General features: G+C 38.4%; 17 protein-coding genes. 10 read left to right on the forward strand and 7 right to left on the reverse strand.

Features of this window, described 5'->3' with window-relative positions; translation table 11 throughout:
* Positions 1-28: 28 nt before the first annotated feature.
* Positions 29-1,018 (reverse strand): octaprenyl diphosphate synthase, encoded by a 990-nt coding sequence (ispB, locus tag DQN24_RS02740; RefSeq protein ID WP_111695350.1) that lies wholly within the window; start codon positions 1,016-1,018, stop codon positions 29-31.
* A 214-nt stretch (positions 1,019-1,232) separates the two neighbouring features.
* Between ispB and rplU the strand changes: the two genes are divergently transcribed.
* The 4 genes from rplU to cgtA all read left to right on the forward strand — a co-directional run bounded on the left by rplU (position 1,233) and on the right by cgtA (position 4,062).
* Positions 1,233-1,544, forward strand: coding sequence for a 50S ribosomal protein L21 (gene rplU / locus DQN24_RS02745; protein ID WP_111695351.1), 312 nt, complete (start codon positions 1,233-1,235; stop codon positions 1,542-1,544).
* 20 nt (positions 1,545-1,564) lie between these two features.
* On the forward strand, positions 1,565-1,822 hold the full coding sequence (rpmA, locus tag DQN24_RS02750; RefSeq protein ID WP_005539872.1) for a 50S ribosomal protein L27: 258 nt from the start codon (positions 1,565-1,567) through the stop codon (positions 1,820-1,822).
* An 80-nt stretch (positions 1,823-1,902) separates the two neighbouring features.
* The gene (locus tag DQN24_RS02755) at positions 1,903-2,823 is read left to right on the forward strand and encodes a DMT family transporter (RefSeq protein ID WP_111695352.1); all 921 of its coding nucleotides are present in this window, start codon (positions 1,903-1,905) and stop codon (positions 2,821-2,823) included.
* Between the two features lie 27 nt (positions 2,824-2,850).
* On the forward strand, positions 2,851-4,062 hold the full coding sequence (cgtA, locus tag DQN24_RS02760; RefSeq protein WP_111695353.1) for an Obg family GTPase CgtA: 1,212 nt from the start codon (positions 2,851-2,853) through the stop codon (positions 4,060-4,062).
* Between the two features lie 69 nt (positions 4,063-4,131).
* On the opposite strand, the gene ndk is transcribed toward cgtA, so the two are convergent.
* From ndk to glnA, 4 genes are all read right to left on the reverse strand, one after another.
* Positions 4,132-4,554, reverse strand: a complete 423-nt coding sequence (gene ndk / locus DQN24_RS02765) for a nucleoside-diphosphate kinase (protein ID WP_041174641.1) — start codon at positions 4,552-4,554, stop codon at positions 4,132-4,134.
* 9 nt (positions 4,555-4,563) lie between these two features.
* Positions 4,564-5,868, reverse strand: coding sequence for an aminopeptidase PepB (pepB, locus tag DQN24_RS02770; RefSeq protein WP_111695354.1), 1,305 nt, complete (start codon positions 5,866-5,868; stop codon positions 4,564-4,566).
* Between the two features lie 76 nt (positions 5,869-5,944).
* Complete coding sequence (gene rfbB / locus DQN24_RS02775; protein WP_111695355.1) at positions 5,945-6,988, reverse strand: dTDP-glucose 4,6-dehydratase; 1,044 nt, start codon at positions 6,986-6,988, stop codon at positions 5,945-5,947.
* Between the two features lie 86 nt (positions 6,989-7,074).
* A complete protein-coding gene (gene glnA, locus DQN24_RS02780) occupies positions 7,075-8,493 on the reverse strand; it encodes a glutamate--ammonia ligase (RefSeq protein ID WP_048946862.1) in 1,419 nt (472 codons plus the stop codon).
* A gap of 231 nt (positions 8,494-8,724) precedes the next feature.
* On the opposite strand from glnA, the gene typA reads away from it, so the two are divergent.
* Positions 8,725-10,575, forward strand: a complete 1,851-nt coding sequence (gene typA, locus DQN24_RS02785; RefSeq protein ID WP_111695356.1) for a translational GTPase TypA — start codon at positions 8,725-8,727, stop codon at positions 10,573-10,575.
* 87 nt (positions 10,576-10,662) lie between these two features.
* Here typA and pdxH read toward each other — a convergent pair whose 3' ends face one another.
* Positions 10,663-11,295, reverse strand: coding sequence for a pyridoxamine 5'-phosphate oxidase (pdxH, locus tag DQN24_RS02790; protein WP_111695357.1), 633 nt, complete (start codon positions 11,293-11,295; stop codon positions 10,663-10,665).
* A gap of 192 nt (positions 11,296-11,487) precedes the next feature.
* Here pdxH and DQN24_RS02795 point away from each other — a divergent pair, with 192 nt between their 5' ends.
* Positions 11,488-12,195, forward strand: coding sequence for a 7-cyano-7-deazaguanine/7-aminomethyl-7-deazaguanine transporter (locus tag DQN24_RS02795; protein WP_042593693.1), 708 nt, complete (start codon positions 11,488-11,490; stop codon positions 12,193-12,195).
* Positions 12,196-12,277: 82 nt separating this feature from the next.
* Here the strand turns inward: DQN24_RS02795 and nanQ are convergent, their stop codons facing one another.
* Entirely contained in the window at positions 12,278-12,745 is a 468-nt protein-coding gene (gene nanQ / locus DQN24_RS02800; RefSeq protein WP_021034404.1) for an N-acetylneuraminate anomerase, read from the reverse strand.
* Positions 12,746-12,988: 243 nt separating this feature from the next.
* On the opposite strand from nanQ, the gene pnp reads away from it, so the two are divergent.
* The 4 genes from pnp to mltF all read left to right on the forward strand — a co-directional run bounded on the left by pnp (position 12,989) and on the right by mltF (position 19,718).
* The gene (gene pnp / locus DQN24_RS02805; protein ID WP_111695358.1) at positions 12,989-15,118 is read left to right on the forward strand and encodes a polyribonucleotide nucleotidyltransferase; all 2,130 of its coding nucleotides are present in this window, start codon (positions 12,989-12,991) and stop codon (positions 15,116-15,118) included.
* An 81-nt stretch (positions 15,119-15,199) separates the two neighbouring features.
* On the forward strand, positions 15,200-16,132 hold the full coding sequence (gene nlpI / locus DQN24_RS02810) for a lipoprotein NlpI (protein WP_050837769.1): 933 nt from the start codon (positions 15,200-15,202) through the stop codon (positions 16,130-16,132).
* Between the two features lie 178 nt (positions 16,133-16,310).
* Complete coding sequence (locus tag DQN24_RS02815; RefSeq protein WP_050847375.1) at positions 16,311-18,152, forward strand: DEAD/DEAH box helicase; 1,842 nt, start codon at positions 16,311-16,313, stop codon at positions 18,150-18,152.
* 117 nt (positions 18,153-18,269) lie between these two features.
* Positions 18,270-19,718 (forward strand): membrane-bound lytic murein transglycosylase MltF, encoded by a 1,449-nt coding sequence (gene mltF, locus DQN24_RS02820; protein WP_111695359.1) that lies wholly within the window; start codon positions 18,270-18,272, stop codon positions 19,716-19,718.
* The last annotated feature ends 129 nt before the right edge of the window (positions 19,719-19,847 follow it).

The raw sequence follows: 19,847 nt of genomic DNA on the forward strand, positions 1-19,847 counted from the left end.
GTATCAAGTATATAAGCTAAATTATGGACTAATAATTTCTATCCACAGACAAATATGCCAATGAAATTAACGCTTGTTTATATTCACTTTCTGGCAAAATTTCGATTGCATCCACTGCTTTTTGAGCCTCTTCTTTTGCACGATTCATCGCATAATCTAAAGACTTATGCTCAGCCATAATAGCTAATACTTCATCAATAGCTTCACGTTTACCGCCTTGCTCAATCGCTTCGCGAATTAAAGCTGCCTGTTGAGCATTACCATGACGCATAGCATGTAGCAGAGGAAGGGTTGGTTTTCCTTCAGCTAAATCATCGCCTACATTTTTACCCAGAGCTTGTGCATTTGCACTATAATCCAATACATCATCCACGAGTTGGAATGCAGTGCCAAGATAACGCCCATAATTTTGTAAAGCCTTTTCTTGAGGTTCTGTTCCACCGGCGACAATTGCCGCAGCTTGACCAGCCACTTCAAACAAACGCGCAGTTTTACTATAAATTACACGCATATAATTAGTTTCGCTCGTTTCAGGATCATTAACATTCATTAGCTGCTGAACTTCGCCTTCCGCTAAAACGTTAGTCGCATCCGCCATAATACTTAAAATTTTCAATGATTCTAATTGTGCAACTAATTGAAATGCACGCGTATAAATAAAATCGCCTACCAACACACTCGCCGCATTGCCAAATTCAGCATTCGCCGTAGCACGCCCACGACGCATATCAGATTCATCTACTACATCATCGTGTAATAAAGAAGCGGTATGAATAAATTCAACAAAAGTAGCACAAGTAATTGAATTAGATCCTTCGAACCCTAAAGATTGAGCTGCAAGCACTGCGATCAACGGGCGTATCCGCTTACCGCCACCTTGAACAATATAAAAACCTAACTGTCCTATTAATGGAACATCTGAATTAAGCTGAGCAAGAATATTTTGATTAACTTTTTGCATATCGGGATCTGCAAGTTTCTGGATCGCGTCTATGCTCATAAGATCTTGTTTCTTCATTTTTTCATCAATTATTAGTCAAAAGTGCGGTGCATTTTACCCGAATTTTCAGACTTTCTGAAATCAATCCGCAAATGAAGGGAATTTTTTTATTTTATTGTAAATAAATTCTTGCCATAGGTAGGATTTTTCCGTAGAATTTGCCACCTATTTTATATGAATTTTTAAGTGTGGACTGCTAAAGAGCAGAGAAACACAATTAAGCGGAGTATTTATGTACGCAGTTTTCCAAAGTGGCGGTAAACAACACCGTGTGAGCGAAGGTCAAGTTGTTCGTTTAGAAAAACTTGAACTTGCAACTGGCGAAACAGTTGAGTTCGATTCTGTGTTGATGGTCGTTAATGGTGAAGATGTTAAAATTGGTGCACCAGTAGTTGCTGGTGCAAAAGTAGTGGCTGAAGTTGTTGTACAAGGTCGTGGCGAGAAAGTTAAAATCGTTAAATTCCGTCGTCGCAAACACAGCCGTAAACAACAAGGTCATCGTCAGTGGTTCACAGAAGTGAAAATCACTGGGATTCAAGCATAATTTCAGAGGAGATCAAGTAGATGGCAACTAAAAAAGCTGGTGGTTCAACTCGTAACGGTCGCGATTCTGAAGCTAAACGCCTTGGTGTTAAACGTTTCGGTGGCGAATCTGTATTAGCAGGTAGTATTATTGTTCGCCAACGTGGTACTAAATTCCACGCAGGTAACAACGTAGGAATGGGAAGAGATCACACCTTATTTGCAACCGCAGATGGCAAAGTTAAATTTGAAGTAAAAGGCGAGAAAAGCCGTAAATACGTAAGTATTGTTACTGAATAATTTAAAATCTATTCCATTGAAACGCCCTACAATTTTGTGGGGCGTTTTGTCTTTCTTAATTTCACATAAGTGAGAACGCAATGAAACAACAACCTTTACTAGGCTTTACCTTTGCACTTATTGCTGCAATGGCTTGGGGATCATTGCCTATTGCCTTGAAACAAGTTTTGTCTGTAATGAATGCGCAAACTATCGTATGGTATCGTTTCATTATTGCTGCAGTTTCATTATTGGCTTTACTTGCTTATAAAAAACAATTACCTGAATTAATGAAAGTTCGCCAATATGCGTGGATTATGCTTATTGGAGTAATTGGTCTTACCGGCAATTTTCTATTATTTAGTAGCTCGCTGAATTACATTGAACCGTCAGTTGCACAAATTTTTATTCATTTATCATCTTTTGGAATGCTCATCTGTGGTGTACTAATTTTCAAAGAAAAATTAGGGCTGCACCAAAAGATCGGACTTTTCTTATTATTAATTGGTTTAGGCTTATTCTTTAATGATCGTTTTGCTGTATTTTCTGGACTAAATCAGTATTCAATAGGTGTCATTTTAAGTGTAGGGGGCGCTCTTATTTGGGTCGCTTATGGAATGGCGCAAAAATTAATGTTACGTAAATTTAATTCACAACAAATCTTGCTAATGATGTATTTAGGTTGTGCCATAGTCTTTATGCCGATGGCTGAATTCTCGCAAGTGCAAGAACTCACACCTTTAGCTCTGATTTGTTTTATTTACTGCTGTTTAAATACCTTAATTGGATACGGCTCTTATGCGGAAGCACTTAATCGTTGGGATGTATCAAAAGTCAGTGTTGTTATCACACTTGTACCTCTTTTCACAATCCTATTTTCCCATATTGCCCATTATTTTAGCCCATCAGATTTTGCAGCCCCAGAATTGAATAATATTAGCTATATTGGCGCATTTGTTGTAGTATGCGGGGCAATTTTATCCGCGATTGGACATAAATTATTACCGCATAAAACTCATTAAAGTGCGGTTTATTTTGGAGAAGTTTTAATGAAATTTATTGATGAATCCCTTATTCGAATTGAGGCTGGGGATGGTGGTAACGGTTGCGTAAGTTTCCGTCGAGAGAAATTTATTCCGAAAGGCGGCCCTGATGGTGGCGACGGTGGCGATGGTGGCGATGTCTATTTACAAGCCGATGAAAACCTCAATACCTTAATCGATTATCGCTTTAATAAACGCTTTGCCGCAGAGCGTGGAGAGAATGGACGGAGTTCAGATTGTACAGGACGTCGCGGTAAAGATATTATTTTACCTGTTCCCGTAGGAACTCGCGCTATTGATAATGACACCAAAGAAACCTTGGGAGATTTAACCCAACACGGTCAAAAAATGTTGGTAGCTAAAGGCGGTTATCACGGGTTAGGGAATACCCGTTTCAAATCATCGGTAAACCGTGCACCGCGTCAAAAAACAATGGGAACACCGGGCGAAAAACGCGATTTATTATTGGAATTAATGCTACTTGCTGATGTGGGAATGCTCGGTTTACCTAATGCTGGTAAATCCACTTTTATTCGTGCCGTTTCAGCAGCCAAACCAAAAGTTGCAGATTATCCATTTACTACCTTAGTACCAAGTCTAGGTGTTGTGAAAGTGGATGACTCACACAGTTTCGTCGTCGCCGATATTCCAGGATTAATTGAGGGCGCAGCAGATGGTGCTGGGTTAGGAATTCGTTTTTTAAAACATCTAGAACGTTGTAGAGTGCTTATTCATTTAGTCGATATAGCGCCAATTGATGGCTCTAATCCAGCAGATAATGTTGCTATTATTGAATCTGAACTTTTCCAATACAGTGAAAAATTATCAGAAAAGCCACGCTGGTTAGTATTCAATAAAATTGATACGATGAGCGATGAAGAAGCTGAAGAGCGGGTTCGAGAAATCACTGAACAATTAGGTTGGGAAGAAGACTATTACCTGATTTCAGCTGCAACAGGGAAAAATGTTCCACCACTTTGTCGTGATATTATGGACTTTATCATAGCAAATCCACGCGAAGCTGAAACACAACAAGTTGCACCTGAAGAAGTAAAATTCAAATGGGAAGATTATCATCAGGAACAACTAACGGGGTATCAATTTGATGATGACGAAGATTGGGATGACGATTGGACTGAAGAAGATGATGACGAAGATTGGGATGATGATTGGACTGAAGAAGATGATGAAGGAATTGAGTTCATCTATAAACCTTAAGAAAGTCTAATTTTGTAAGCATTAAAACTTTAAAAGCACCTAAAACTTTTAGGTGCTTTTTGCTATCAATTAACGCTCAAAAATTTCACAATCAGTAAAGAAATAAGCAATTTCACGATTTGCATTTTCTATACTATCTGATCCGTGAACCGAATTCTCACGCTGACTCAATGCAAACTCTTTACGAATTGTCCCTTCTGCGGCAGTTTCTGGATTCGTTGTACCAATCAAAGTGCGGTAATCTTTCACTGCATTTTCTTTTTCAAGAACAGAAACCACTATCGGCGAAGACATCATATATTCAACTAAAGGAGCAAAAAATTCTTTGCCTTGATGCTCTGCATAAAAGCCTTCAGCCTGCTCACGAGTTAGGCGTACCATTTTAGAGGCTATGATTTTAAAGCCATTTTGCTCAAAACGAGTTAAGATTGCTCCAATAAGATTACGCTTTACCGCATCAGGTTTAATAATCGAAAAAGTTCTTTCTGTCATCATATCTCCTTACTTCAATGATTTTGATAACATTAAATTTGCTAAAGTTTGCACACCAATCCCTGTTGCCCCAACAGCCCATAAATCACTACCAGATTTACGATAAGTTGCGGAACAATCAATATGCAACCAATTTTGTTGATAATTTTTTACAAAATACGATAAAAATGCCGTTGCTGTACTTGCCCCCGCCCCAACTGGAACAGAACCAATATTAGCAATATCTGCAAAAGATGAATTAATTTGTGAGCGATGAAAATCTTCAAATGGTAAACGCCAGAAAGGTTCATTTTCTTCTTGTGCTGATTGGAAAAGATTCTTCACGAGATCATCATCCATAGATAATACCGAATGATAGTCATTTCCTACTGCCATTTTTGCTGCGCCAGTTAAAGTTGCACAATCAATAATAAAATCTGGATTTTGGCTGTCCGCTTCAATCAATCCATCAGCCAACACCAAACGCCCTTCAGCGTCAGTATTCAGCACTTCTGCTGTCACGCCATTTTTATAAGTAATAATATCGCCTAGTTTAAAGGCATTATTGCTTACCAAATTTTCTGCACAACATAAATACAGTTTAACGCGTTGATTTAATCCGCGAGCGATAGCGAAACCTAATGCCCCCGTTAATAATGCTGCCCCACCCATATCGGTTCGCATTGTGCTCATTCCATCACTTGGTTTGATACTGTAGCCGCCACTGTCAAAAGTAATCCCCTTACCAACTAAACAAGCTAACACTGGCGCATTCGGATCTTGTGTTGGATTGAAATCAAGTTGCAACATAGCTGGCAAGTTGGCAGAGCCTTTACCCACAGTCCAAATTCCGTGATAACCTTGTTGCTCAAGTTCCTCTCCAGAAATAATCTTAAAACTTACCGCACTTTTTTCATTATAAATATCAGCTTGGTTTAAAATAAATTCAGCCGCACGTTCTGCTAATTTTACTGGTGTTAGGCTTTGTGCTGGCTCATTAATAATCCCACGTACAAAATCGCCACATTCAATACGCGCTAATAATTCATCTTGCGGTTCATCATCTAAATGCGGAAACTCAATCCCGTAATCTTGTTTTGCGGTATAAAAACCTTGATAAAACGCCCAGCAAAATTCTAAATCCCATTCTTCACCGAGCAATTCCACATCTTTAATTCCCTGCCCACGCAATTTACGAGCAGCTTGTTGAACTAAAGTGCGGTCAGTTTTTTCATTATTTTTTAAATGAATTGTTGCTTTATTAGAGACAAAGCTCAAAATAGCATTTTTTCCCCAAGCATCATTCGCTAAGTTATTTGAAAGTGTAATTTGCATATTTATTCCCCCATGTATAAACAAAATAAATTTAGAAACTATACCAGCTTTATTTCTAATAGTTAATTATTTGACCTTATTCACTCACTTTTTGACACCATTCTTGATGATTTAAATACCAAATTACCGTTTTTCTTAATCCCGATTCAAAAGTTTCTTTAGGTATCCAGCCTAGTTTATGATTGATTTTACTTGTATCAAGTGCATAACGAAGATCGTGACCTGGTCTATCTTGCACATAACAAATTAAATCTTCATATTTATCAATATATTTTGGCTTATTAGGTAAAAATTCTTCCAGCAAAGAACAAATAGAACGCACTACATCAATGTTGGACTTTTCATTATTTCCGCCAATATTATAGGTTTCCCCAATATTTCCTTTCATCAAAACGTTATATAGTGCATCAATATGATCTTCAACAAATAACCAATCTCTAATTTGTAAACCATCGCCATAAATAGGCAGTGTTTTTCCCTCTATCGCATTTAAAATCATCAATGGAATTAATTTTTCAGGGTACTGATACGGGCCATAATTATTTGAACTATGTGTAATAATTGTCGGTAACCCATATGTTCTATACCAAGCCTGCACAAGATGATCGCTTGCCGCCTTTGAAGCAGAATAAGGGCTGCTAGGTTTATAAGCTGATGTTTCAGTAAATAAACCCTCATTACTTTTTAAATCGCCATAAACTTCATCGGTGGAAATATGTAAGAATCGGAAGCTGGATTTTTTTTGATTATCTAAACGATGCCAGTAATCTAGAGTTGATTCAAGTAGCCTATAAGTTCCTACAATGTTAGTTTGTATAAACTCCGAAGACGCATTTATAGAACGATCAACGTGACTTTCAGCAGCAAGATGGATAACAGCATCAGGTTGGTATTGTGCAAAAATATAAGACAACGCTTTAGTATCACAAATATCTGCTTGTACAAAAGCATAACGTGGATGGTTTTCTACGGTTTTAAGTGAGGCTAAATTTCCTGCATAAGTCAGCTTATCAACATTTACGATCTTATTATGTGTCTTTTCAAGAAGATAACGGACAAGCGCAGAACCAATAAACCCCGCTCCACCAGTGACTAGAATTGTTCTATTTGTATTCGACATTTTTACCCGAGTCTCGTTATAAACAATTTCAAACGAAAAGTGCGGTAAATTCTACCGCACTTTTAAAAATGATTACGTCAATGACATTACGCATAATACATTTCAAACTCAACTGGATGTGGTGCCATATTTAAACGTTCCACTTCTTTACGTTTGATACTGATAAACGCATCAATAAAATCTTTAGCAAATACGCCACCTTGAGTTAAAAATTCATAGTCTTTTTCTAATGAATTCAATGCTTCTTCTAAAGAGCTTGCAACCGCTGGAATATCTTTTAATTCTTCTGGTGGAAGATCGTAAAGATTTTTATCCATTGCATCGCCTGGGTGGATTTTATTTACCACGCCATCAAGGCCTGCCATCAATAATGCAGCGAATGCAAGATATGGGTTTGCTAAAGGATCAGGGAAACGCGCTTCTATTCGAATCGCTTTCGGATTGGTTACAGCAGGAATACGAATTGAGGCAGAACGGTTGCTTGCGGAATAAGCCAGCAATACTGGCGCTTCATAACCAGGTACCAAACGTTTATATGAATTAGTGCTTGGGTTAGTGAACGCATTTAATGCTTTAGCGTGCTTAATGATACCGCCGATGTAATAAAGTGCGGTTTCAGAAAGACCTGCATATTTATCGCCTTGGAAAATATTTTTGCCATCTTTACTTAACGACATATTACAGTGCATACCCGAACCATTATCTCCAGTAATTGGTTTGGGCATAAAACACGCCGTTTTACCGTGCTCTAATGCAACGTTTTGTACGACATGTTTATAAATTTGAGTTTCATCCGCTTTTAAAGTTAGCGTATTAAATTTAGTCGCAATTTCGTTTTGCCCTGCAGTCGCCACTTCATGATGATGGGCTTCAATGACTAATCCCATTTCTTCTAAAATCAAGCACATTTCAGAACGAATATCGTGCGCACTATCAATCGGTGCAACGGCACAATATCCGCCTTTTTTTAATGGGCGATAAGCATTATTGCCTTCTTCATATTTTTTATTCGTGTTCCAAGCAGCTTCTATATCATCAATAGAAAAAGATGCTTTGTTCATTGATACATTAAAACGCACATCATCAAATAAGAAGAATTCAGGCTCTGGGCCGAAAAAAGCTTGATCCGCAATACCTGTTGAACGCATATAATTTTCTGCACGAATTGCAATAGAGCGCGGATCGCGATCATAGCTTTGCATTGTCGTTGGTTCATAAACACTACAACGAATAGAAAGCGTTGGGATTTGCGCGAATGGATCGACAACTGCAGTTTCAGCCATTGGCATAAGCAACATATCGGCTTTATTAATAGTCTTCCATCCTTCTACAGAGGAACCATCAAACATCTTGCCGTCTTCAAACATATCTTCATCAACAAGGCTAACTGGGATAGAAACACCATGTTCTTTACCTTTAATATCGGTAAATCGAAGAAGTACAAATTTCACATTATTTTCTTCAATTAGCTTAAATACATTGGCGATTGCATTTGCGTTTGGCATTAGAAAATCCTCTATGGTTAGTCTTATTAAGATAAGCGCACATTATAACGTAGCCATGCTATTTTTTCATGAAATTTATTTTTCTTATTCTAGCCATAGCAGAAAAAGAAAAATACATGTATAATTTTTGCCTTTTCGACAAATGTAGAAATGTAGGGTGCAATTCATTGCGCCATTTTTTATGTAACAATGCAATAAAAATTGCATCTTATCCAATTAAAGCATTAAACAATGAAAAACGAAATTGATATTAAAAAACTCCGTAACATCGCCATTATTGCGCACGTAGACCATGGTAAAACCACTCTTGTAGATAAACTTCTTCAACAATCTGGTACTTTTGAATCTGCTCGTGGCGATGTAGATGAACGCATTATGGACTCAAACGATCTTGAAAAAGAACGTGGCATTACCATTCTTGCAAAAAATACTGCGATTAACTGGAATGACTACCGCATTAACATCGTGGATACTCCAGGGCACGCAGACTTCGGTGGCGAAGTTGAACGTGTACTTTCTATGGTGGATTCTGTTCTATTAGTTGTTGATGCGTTTGATGGCCCAATGCCACAAACCCGTTTCGTGACACAAAAAGCATTCGCTCACGGCTTAAAACCAATCGTCGTAATTAATAAAGTTGATCGCCCTGGTGCACGTCCAGACTGGGTTGTGGATCAAGTATTTGACTTATTTGTCAATCTTGGTGCAAGCGATGAACAATTAGACTTCCCAATTATCTATGCTTCAGCATTAAATGGTGTTGCAGGTCTTGAACACGAAGATTTAGCGGAAGATATGACGCCATTATTTGAAGCCATTGTGAAATATGTAGAACCGCCCAAAGTAGAACTTGATGCGCCATTCCAAATGCAAATTTCACAATTAGACTACAACAACTATGTAGGTGTTATTGGTATTGGTCGCATTAAGCGTGGTTCGATTAAACCAAACCAACCAGTTACTATCATCAATAGTGAAGGAAAAACTCGTCAAGGTCGTATCGGTCAAGTACTTGGTCATCTTGGTTTACAACGTTATGAAGAAGACGTTGCTTACGCAGGCGATATCGTGGCAATCACGGGTTTAGGAGAATTAAACATTTCAGATACGATTTGTGATATTAACGCAGTTGAAGCACTTCCATCATTAACGGTTGATGAACCAACAGTCACCATGTTCTTCTGTGTAAATACCTCTCCGTTTGCAGGGCAAGAAGGAAAATACGTTACATCGCGTCAAATTCTTGAACGCTTAAATAAAGAATTGGTTCACAACGTGGCGTTACGTGTAGAAGAAACCCCAAACCCAGATGAATTCCGTGTTTCTGGTCGTGGCGAATTACACCTTTCTGTATTAATTGAAAATATGCGTCGTGAAGGTTATGAACTTGCCGTTTCTCGTCCAAAAGTAATTTATCGTGATATTGACGGTAAAAAACAAGAACCATACGAACAAGTAACTATTGATGTGGAAGAACAGCATCAAGGTTCTGTAATGGAAGCATTGGGTATCCGTAAAGGTGAAGTTCGAGACATGTTGCCTGACGGTAAAGGCCGCGTTCGCTTAGAATATATCATTCCTAGCCGCGGATTAATTGGCTTCCGTGGGGACTTTATGACCATGACTTCTGGCACAGGCTTACTTTACTCAAGTTTTAGCCACTATGATGAAATTAAAGGTGGAGATATTGGCCAACGTAAAAACGGCGTATTAATTTCTAATGCAACAGGTAAAGCACTTGGCTACGCATTATTTGGCTTACAAGAACGTGGTAAGTTAATGATTGATGCAAACGTAGAAGTTTATGAAGGCCAAATTATCGGTATTCATAGCCGTTCAAATGACTTAACCGTGAACTGCTTGCAAGGTAAAAAACTGACGAATATGCGTGCTTCAGGTAAAGACGATGCGATTGTGCTGACTACACCTGTAAAATTCAGTCTTGAACAAGCCATTGAATTTATCGATGACGATGAATTAGTGGAAGTGACACCTGAATCGATTCGTATCCGTAAAAAACTTTTAACGGAAAACGATCGTAAACGTGCAAATCGTACAACGACAAGTACTAGCACGCATTAATAAACAACTTTAGCACGAAAATTTGTAAAAAAATTAACCGCACTTTGGGGATACAACTAAAGTGCGGTTATTTTTATGCTCAATTTACTAAGGCGAAAGTCTTTCTCTAATCCAATTATCGCTTTCTTTACGATAACGAATGCGATCATGTAAACGGCTTGGTCGCCCTTGCCAAAATTCCACGGTTTCTGGCACGACTAAATAGCCGCCCCAATAATCTGGTCGAGGCACGTTTAACGGATGTTTAGCAACAACCAATGCGGCTTTTGCTAGTAAAGATTTATAATTAGAAATCACCGCACTTTGTTCACTTGCCCAAGCACCTATACGACTGGTGTAAGGTCGGGTAGCAAAATATTTATCGGATTGTTCTGCTGAAATTTTAACCGCCTTACCTTCAATTCTCACTTGGCGTTCCAATTCAGGCCAAAAGAAAGTCAGCGCGACATAAGGATTACGCTCAATACAGCTGCCTTTTCGGCTAAGATAATTGGTAAAAAAGACAAAACCTTGTTTAGTGACTTCTTTTAGCAAAACCATTCGGCTATTTGGGCGACCTTGTTCATCAACAGTCGCAATATTCATTGCGGTAGGTTCATTAACTTGCGCATGAATAGCCTCTTTCTGCCACTGTTCAAATTGCGAAATTGGATTCTCATAGCAATCATTTTGTGAAAGCACGCGTTTAGTATATTCATCACGAATATTGTGTAACTCCATTTTTTCTCCTTTTAAATTTGATGAAAAACGCAAATAGAATAAAGTCTGTAAAATCATTCGTCAATTTTCATAAAATATAAAACTCAAATGCAATCACCCCTTGCAATTATTAGAAATATGCGTATCATCTAGCCCCCTATATTCAACCTCGGGTTCCCTAACCCCGATTTATTTAAACTAAAAAGGTACAATATGAAATTAAACTCTCCGATCTTTAATGATCAACAAAAACGTCGTGCAATCATCTGGCTCAGCTTTTTCCACATATTCATCATTGCCGCAAGCAATTACTTTGTTCAAATCCCTTTTGAAATTACGCTAAAATTGACCGCACTTGGTGCAGCAAACGATTTTTCCTTCCACAGCACTTGGGGAACGCTCACATTCCCATTTATCTTTTTAGCTACTGATTTAACTGTGCGTATTTTCGGTGCGGAAGATGCGAGAAAAATCATCTTCGTGGTAATGTTTCCTGCATTGATTGTAAGTTACGTCATATCGGTTTTATTCTCTGAAAGCAAATTCCAAGGTTTTGAATCATTAACGCATTTTGATCTATTTGTATTCCGTATTGCTATTGCGAGCTTTGCCGCTTACGTGGTAGGACAATTGCTTGATGTGATCGTATTTAACCGCTTACGCCAGTTAAAAACATGGTGGGTGGCACCAACTAGCTCAATGACATTCGGCTCAATGGCAGATACCTTTGTTTTCTTCAGTGTAGCCTTCTATCAAAGTGCAGATCCGTTCATGGCTGAACACTGGGCACAACTCGGCTTTGTAGATTACCTGTTTAAGCTATTTGTCGGCATTATATTATTCGTACCAGCCTATGGCGTAGTATTAAATGTTATTTTACGAAAACTACAAATGCTCGTAACAGAACGCGTTCCTGCATAAACTAAATTTCTGGCGCATATAAAACAATTAATCCCACTCTTTTGAGTGGGATTAATTGTTTTTGAAATACTGCAAATAAAAATTAAATTAATTTAACAGGCACTTTCACGACCAATTTTTTAATTTTTTCTGTTTTTCCATTCACTACACAGCAAGGTTTATGCGGTTCGTAAGGATAGAATACAGCGAACATTTTTGGTTTCATTGTAACGGTGAATTTATCATCAATATCTGCACAAAGTTGATAATCATCCGCTTCGTTATAAGATTCATATTTAGACAAATCAGGATAATTAGCGCCAACTTCTATATTTTCCATACCGCGGATTAACACCTGAACATCTAAGTATTCATGATGTAACTCTGCTTTTTTACTGCTTGGTTCTGCTGTTTCTGGTTCCATTACGTTCATATAAATTTGATCGTTAATATCATGGCGACCATTTTCTAACGCATTCAAATCTAACGTATTCAAATAATCACATACTTCAGCAATCGCTTTTGGTAAACCAACTTTAAAATTTGGGCTGGTTAAGCTGCTAATAATCATAGAATTTTCCTTATAGTGGATAAAAGTTATCCTATGATACCAAGTCGGTTAAATGAAATAAAGTTACCAATCACACAAAAACCTCTGTATAATGCTTAGGCTTTATTTTCTACATTAGCGTGCGGCTATCAAAAGAAATTTTTAAACGTCCAAAGTGCGGTCATTTCTTCGAAAGATTTCTTTTGCTAGTCGCAATCTGGAAAATAAGGCATTGTTTTTAATATAAATTTTAAGGAAAACATTGTGAATCCAATTGTTAAACAATTTAAATACGGTCAGCATACCGTAACCCTAGAAACTGGCGCAATTGCACGTCAAGCAACTGCTGCAGTGATGGCAAGCATGGACGATACCACGGTATTCGTGACTGTTGTGGCTAAAAAAGATGTGAAAGAAGGTCAAGACTTCTTCCCATTAACCGTAAACTACCAAGAGCGTACTTATGCGGCGGGTAAAATCCCTGGTGGTTTCTTCAAACGTGAAGGTCGTCCATCTGAAGGCGAAACTTTAATTGCACGTTTAATCGACCGTCCAATTCGTCCATTATTCCCAGAAGGTTTCTTCAACGAAATCCAAGTTGTGGCAACTGTAGTTTCTGTAAACCCACAAATCAGCCCTGACTTAGTGGCAATGATTGGTGCTTCTGCAGCATTAACCTTATCTGGTGTGCCTTTCAACGGCCCTATCGGTGCGGCGCGCGTTGGTTTTATCGATAACCAATTCGTATTAAACCCAACGATGGCTGAACAAAAACAAAGCCGTTTAGACTTAGTAGTTGCAGGTACTGACAAAGCCGTATTAATGGTTGAATCTGAAGCCGACGTTTTAACTGAAGAACAAATGTTAGCGGCGGTCGTATTCGGTCATCAACAACAACAAGTTGTGATTGAAGCAATCAAAGAATTTGCAAAAGAAGCGGGCAAACCACGTTGGGATTGGGTTGCGCCACAACCAAACACAGATTTAATCAATAAAGTAAAAGCAATTGCTGAAGCGCGTTTAGGCGATGCATACCGCATTACTGAAAAACAAGCACGTTACGAACAAATCGATTCGATTAAAGCAGATGTGATTGCACAAATCACAGCTGAAGATGAAGAAATCAGCGAAGGTAAAATCGTGGATATTTTCACCGCACTTGAAAGCCAAATCGTTCGTGGCCGTATCATTGCAGGCGAACCACGTATTGATGGTCGTACCGTTGATACCGTTCGTGCATTAGATATTTGTACTGGTGTATTACCACGTACTCACGGTTCTGCAATTTTCACCCGTGGTGAAACGCAAGCATTAGCTGTTGCAACGTTAGGTACTGAACGTGATGCACAAATCATTGATGAATTAACAGGTGAACGCCAAGATCACTTCTTATTCCATTATAATTTCCCTCCATATTCTGTAGGCGAAACAGGAATGATCGGTTCTCCAAAACGTCGTGAGATCGGTCACGGTCGTTTAGCAAAACGTGGTGTAGCGGCTGTTATGCCTAGCCTTGCGGAATTCCCGTATGTTGTGCGTGTTGTATCTGAAATTACTGAATCTAATGGTTCTTCTTCTATGGCGTCTGTATGTGGTGCGTCTTTAGCATTAATGGATGCCGGTGTTCCAATCAAAGCCGCTGTTGCAGGAATCGCAATGGGCTTAGTGAAAGAAGAAGATAAATTCGTGGTGCTTTCAGATATTTTAGGCGATGAAGACCATTTGGGCGATATGGACTTTAAAGTGGCAGGTACACGTGAAGGTGTCACTGCGCTTCAAATGGACATCAAAATTGAAGGTATCACACCTGAAATTATGCAAATTGCATTAAACCAAGCGAAAAGTGCACGTATGCACATTCTTGGTGTAATGGAACAAGCAATCCCTGCTCCACGCGAGGATATTTCTGACTACGCACCACGTATCTATACAATGAAAATTGATCCTAAAAAAATCAAAGATGTGATTGGTAAAGGTGGTGCAACAATCCGCTCACTAACTGAAGAAACTGGCACTTCTATCGATATTGATGACGATGGTACAGTGAAAATTGCCGCAGTCGATGGCAATGCTGCGAAAAATGTAATGGGACGCATTGAAGAAATCGTTGCAGAAGTTGAAGCTGGTGCAATTTACAAAGGTAAAGTCACTCGTCTTGCTGATTTTGGTGCATTCGTCGCAATCGTTGGAAATAAAGAAGGTTTAGTTCATATTTCTCAAATTGCTGAAGAGCGCGTAGAGAAAGTGAGTGATTACCTCCAAGTGGGTCAAGAAGTAAACGTAAAAGTTGTTGAAATCGATCGTCAAGGTCGTATTCGTTTAACAATGAAAGACTTGGATCCAAAACAAGAAACTGAAATTAACCAAGAAATGTCTTCCGAAGAACAAGAATAATCTTGGAATATCGAATCAAAACTTGGTAGCAACTGCTGCCAAGTTTTGTTGTTTTCCAACTTTTAGGCATAAAGAAAGCAAATGCGGTGTTTTCGCTTATCTCGCCATTTTATAGTCTATTTATTTAGCTTATGTGCGATCTTATTCCTTGCAGGCTGTGTTCAGTCTAGGGGCAGTTTTGTGTCTAAAAATCATGTCGTGTTGGCTGAACAAAATCCGAATACTCACTTTGAACAAGAAGTGATGATCGTGCGATTAAGCCAAGTACTACTGGTTGGAAAAATGAGTAATGAAGAACGTGCATTGCTACATTTTGAACGTGGCGTACTCTATGATTCTCTTGGATTATGGGGACTTGCTCGTTACGATTTTACTCAAGCTCTTGCATTACAGCCTAAAATGGCTTCTGTGTACAATTACTTAGGGCTTTATTTGTTGCTTGAAGAAGATTACGACGGCGCATTGGATGCTTTCAATACGGTGTTTGAATTAGATTCAGGTTATGACTATACCCACCTTAATCGTGGTTTAAATTTTTATTATGTAGGACGCTACCATCTTGCTCAGCAAGATTTCTTACAGTTCTACCAAGCCGATACAAAAGATCCCTATCGTGTCTTATGGCTATATTTGAACGAACAAAAATTAAAACCACAAGAAGCCCAAACAAACCTTGTTGAACGAGCAAAAGGGCTATCAGAGGACTTCTGGGGTACACATATCGTTCAATATTACTTAGGACACATCTCTGTAGAAGAATTACAACAACGTGCGAATGGATTTGCTGAAAATTCGCAACAATATGCTGAAATTCTCACAGAAACCTATTTTTATCTAGCAAAACAAAAACTCAATGTAGGGCTAGTAGATGAAGCAGCAGCTTTATTTAAACTAGCTATGGCAAATCAGGTTTATAACTTTGTTGAGTATCGTTTTGCTGCGTTTGAACTAATGAAATTAAAACCGGTTCAAACAGAAGACGAAAAAGAAGAGAAAAGTGCGGTGGCAAAATAAGTACTTAGGGTAGGTATACCCTAAGTTATGCAAAGCGGTTCTCCTTTGGAGAACTGCTCTCCTCCAACGAGGCAGCACTAAAATTAGCCTAGAGTATATTTACCCTAGGACTACGTTTTAATAGCAACATAAACCCGAAAGCCCGTTGAGCTTTCCTTATTTATATTCGAGTATTTTAATGACTGACAAAATTACTTTTAATGACTTAGGCTTACCTGAGTTCATCTTAAAAGCTGTTTCTGACTTAGGTTTTGAAACCCCTTCTCCAATTCAACAAGCTTGTATCCCACATTTGCTCAGTGGCAATGATGTGCTAGGTATGGCACAAACAGGTAGTGGTAAAACCGCTGCTTTTGCACTGCCTTTATTAGCACAAATCGATCCAAGTGAAAAACATCCACAAATGTTAGTAATGGCACCTACTCGCGAACTTGCTATTCAAGTTGCCGATGCGTGCGAACAATTTGTTAAATATGCTCATGGCTCCCGCATTGTTACCTTATATGGCGGGCAACGTTATGACATCCAACTTCGTGCATTAAAACAAGGCGCACAAGTGGTTGTGGGTACACCAGGTCGTATTCTTGACCATATTCGCCGCGGCACATTAAATCTTTCTGAACTTCGTTTTATCGTATTAGATGAAGCCGATGAAATGCTACGTATGGGTTTCATTGATGATGTAGAAACCGTGATGGCTGAACTACCAGAAAATCATCAAACTGCGTTATTCTCTGCAACAATGCCTGAACCGATCCGTCGTATTACGAAACGTTTTATGAATGATCCGAAAGAAGTGAAGATCAAAGTTAATAATGAAAATGCTCCAGATATTGAGCAAAGTTGCTGGTATGTACACGGCGTGCGTAAAAACGAAGCTCTTCTTCGTTTCTTAGAAGTGGAAGATTTTGATGCCGCAATTATTTTTGCTCGCACTAAAACTGGCACGTTAGACATTACAGAACTACTTGAAAAAAATGGTTTCCGTTCCGCCGCACTTAATGGCGATATGACACAACAACTCCGCGAACAAACCCTCGATCGCTTACGTAACGGCAGTTTAGATATTGTAGTAGCAACCGATGTGGCTGCTCGTGGTATTGATATTGAACGTATCAGCCTTGTGGTAAACTACGACATTCCGCTGGATGCAGAATCTTATGTACATCGAATTGGCCGTACTGGTCGTGCAGGTCGTTCTGGTCGTGCTTTATTATTCGTTGAACCTCGTGAGCGTCGTTTACTTCGTAATATTGAACACCTAATGAAAAAAGGTATCAATGAAGTAGAATTGCCAAATCATCTTGTGTTACAAGAATGCCGCCGCAAAAAATTCGTTGCAAAAATTACGAAACAACTTGAGCATCACGATTTAGAGCAATATCGTAGTTTATTAGAAGACTTATTCACAGCCGATCAAGATCAAGAAGATATTGCTGCTGCAATGTTAATGTTGTTACAAGGTAAACAAAAATTAATTCTTCCACCAGATCCACCAATGGAAAAACGTCGTCGTGAACGTAATGAACACGGTGATCGCCGTGAAAATCCACGTTCAGCTGAACGTCGTGGCGAACGTAAAGGCTACGGAAATCCACGACCAATGGATTTATATCGTATCGAAGTCGGTCGTGCAGATGGTGTAGAAGTTCGCCATATCGTTGGTGCAATTGCTAACGAAGGCGATATTAACAGCCGTTATATTGGTCATATTAAACTTTATGATGATTACACTACCGTTGAATTGCCACAAGGTATGCCGAAAGAATTATTGCAACAATTCGGAAAAACACGCGTATTGAATAAACAAATGCAAATGTCTTTCTTAGGTGCAGTAAAATCCGATAATTCTCGTGGCAGCGATGATTTTAACGGTAAACGTAAAGGTCGTGGTGGCGATTTCTGTGGAGAGCGCGGACGTGAACGTGGCAATGATAATCGTGGAAATCGTAAATTTAACGAAAAAAGTAACCGCACTTTTAGCGACAAACCACGCCGTGATCGTAGATCATCATTCTAAAAATAAATAGTCTGATATTTTACATACGCTTAGCCTCTTGAACCTCAAGGGGCTTTTTATTGTCTATAGTGAAAGTTTTGGCTACAATCCCATAACTTTTTTATATAGGAAAAATCATTGAAAGGTCTTTTTTTACGTATTATTACTGCTCTAGCTTTATTATTTTGGGCTATTGATATGGTATTCCCATGGCAATTTTTACGTCATACTGAAGAAAATCATTATGCTGCAATTCAATCAAGGGGAGCACTTTATGTAGGTACAATAAATAACCAGATTTCTTATTTTACCAATAAAGATGGTGAACGAGGCTTTGAATATGAATTAGCCAAAGCATTTGCTGATTCACTAGGTGTAGAACTCGAAATGAAAACTTTCGATAATCAAGAGCAGTTATTTGATGAACTTGATAAACATAATATTGATTTAGCTGCCGCCCACCTTTTATACCATCCTAAAAATGCAGAACGTTTCCAAATAGGCCCAGCATATCATTCTGCTTCATGGCAATTAGCTTATCGAAAAAATGAAAATCGTCCTAAAAATTTAGGTAACGTAAAGAAAGATATTTATATCTCAAATAATTTAGCATTAGAAGAAACGTTAAAAGAATTACAAAAACAATATCCACAATTAACTTGGAAAAGAAATCAAACACTTACTCAAGAAGAACTATTACTACAACTGGCTGAAGGCAAAATTCCTTACGTTATTGCAAATTCTATTGATATTGCTGCAATGCAACAAATAAAACCAGAATTAGCCATTGCCTTTGATATTACTGATGAAGCAAACGTTCACTGGTATTTACCCAATAAATCCTACCACGATCTGCAAACGGCTTTACTCAATTTTATGAATAATGCCGAAGAAACGGGGCTTTTAGATAATTTAAAAGAAAAATATTTAGGACATATTTCACAATTTGATTACGTGGATACGCGTTCTTATATGAACGCAATTGAAAATACACTGCCACAATATTTACCGCTTTTTGAAAAATATCAGGGAGAATTAGATTGGCGGTTACTCGCAGCAGTGGCTTATCAAGAATCCCATTGGGATCCTCACGCAACATCGCCAACTGGCGTACGTGGCATAATGATGCTCACCAAAAATACCGCACAACATATGAAAATCAGTGATAGAACAAATCCTGAACAAAGTATTAAAGCAGGTTCAGAATATTTACACTGGTTGATTAGTCAGCTTCCTGAAAGCATTGAAAAGGAAGAAAAAATTTGGTTTGCCTTAGTTGCCTATAATATAGGACTCGGTCACTTAATTGATGCTCGCCGTTTAACTCAAAATCTTGGAGGAAATCCAGATAATTGGCTCGATGTGAAAAAAAATCTGCCTTTATTAGCAGAAAAACGCTATTATTCCCAACTCAAATACGGCTATGCTAGGGGCTATGAAGCCTATCAATATGTAGAAAATATTCGCCGCTATATAAATAGCATCGTAAATTATCATCGAGTCCAAGAAAATCAAATAATAAATGATAATGCAAGCAACGAAAGTGCGGTTAAAAATTTAGAAGAAATAAAAGAAAATAAGGATTAATAAAATGTTAAAACGCAAAACTTTTCTTAAAAAGAAAGCTAATTTACAACAAAGTTCTTTATCACGAAATCTACGTTTAAGACGTTTAAAACACCGCAAACAAAAACAATTTTCGAGACATTCATTGCA

Origin of the sequence: Haemophilus influenzae (genome assembly GCF_900475755.1) — a bacterium.
Taxonomy (GTDB): domain Bacteria; phylum Pseudomonadota; class Gammaproteobacteria; order Enterobacterales; family Pasteurellaceae; genus Haemophilus; species Haemophilus influenzae_D.

Bases quoted from the DNA above. Each gene is read 5' to 3' on its own strand.
- nlpI (WP_050837769.1), top strand. From the start codon at position 15,200: ATGCGGTGTTTTCGCTTATCTCGCCATTTTATAGTCTATTTATTTAGC.
- nanQ (WP_021034404.1), bottom strand. From the start codon at position 12,745: ATGATTATTAGCAGCTTAACCAGCCCAAATTTTAAAGTTGGTTTACCA.
- glnA (WP_048946862.1), bottom strand. From the start codon at position 8,493: ATGCCAAACGCAAATGCAATCGCCAATGTATTTAAGCTAATTGAAGAA.
- rfbB (WP_111695355.1), bottom strand. From the start codon at position 6,988: ATGTCGAATACAAATAGAACAATTCTAGTCACTGGTGGAGCGGGGTTT.
- ndk (WP_041174641.1), bottom strand. From the start codon at position 4,554: ATGACAGAAAGAACTTTTTCGATTATTAAACCTGATGCGGTAAAGCGT.
- DQN24_RS02795 (WP_042593693.1), top strand. From the start codon at position 11,488: ATGAAATTAAACTCTCCGATCTTTAATGATCAACAAAAACGTCGTGCA.
- ispB (WP_111695350.1), bottom strand. From the start codon at position 1,018: ATGAAGAAACAAGATCTTATGAGCATAGACGCGATCCAGAAACTTGCA.
- DQN24_RS02815 (WP_050847375.1), top strand. From the start codon at position 16,311: ATGACTGACAAAATTACTTTTAATGACTTAGGCTTACCTGAGTTCATC.
- cgtA (WP_111695353.1), top strand. From the start codon at position 2,851: ATGAAATTTATTGATGAATCCCTTATTCGAATTGAGGCTGGGGATGGT.
- DQN24_RS02755 (WP_111695352.1), top strand. From the start codon at position 1,903: ATGAAACAACAACCTTTACTAGGCTTTACCTTTGCACTTATTGCTGCA.
- pepB (WP_111695354.1), bottom strand. From the start codon at position 5,868: ATGCAAATTACACTTTCAAATAACTTAGCGAATGATGCTTGGGGAAAA.
- typA (WP_111695356.1), top strand. From the start codon at position 8,725: ATGAAAAACGAAATTGATATTAAAAAACTCCGTAACATCGCCATTATT.
- pdxH (WP_111695357.1), bottom strand. From the start codon at position 11,295: ATGGAGTTACACAATATTCGTGATGAATATACTAAACGCGTGCTTTCA.
- rplU (WP_111695351.1), top strand. From the start codon at position 1,233: ATGTACGCAGTTTTCCAAAGTGGCGGTAAACAACACCGTGTGAGCGAA.
- rpmA (WP_005539872.1), top strand. From the start codon at position 1,565: ATGGCAACTAAAAAAGCTGGTGGTTCAACTCGTAACGGTCGCGATTCT.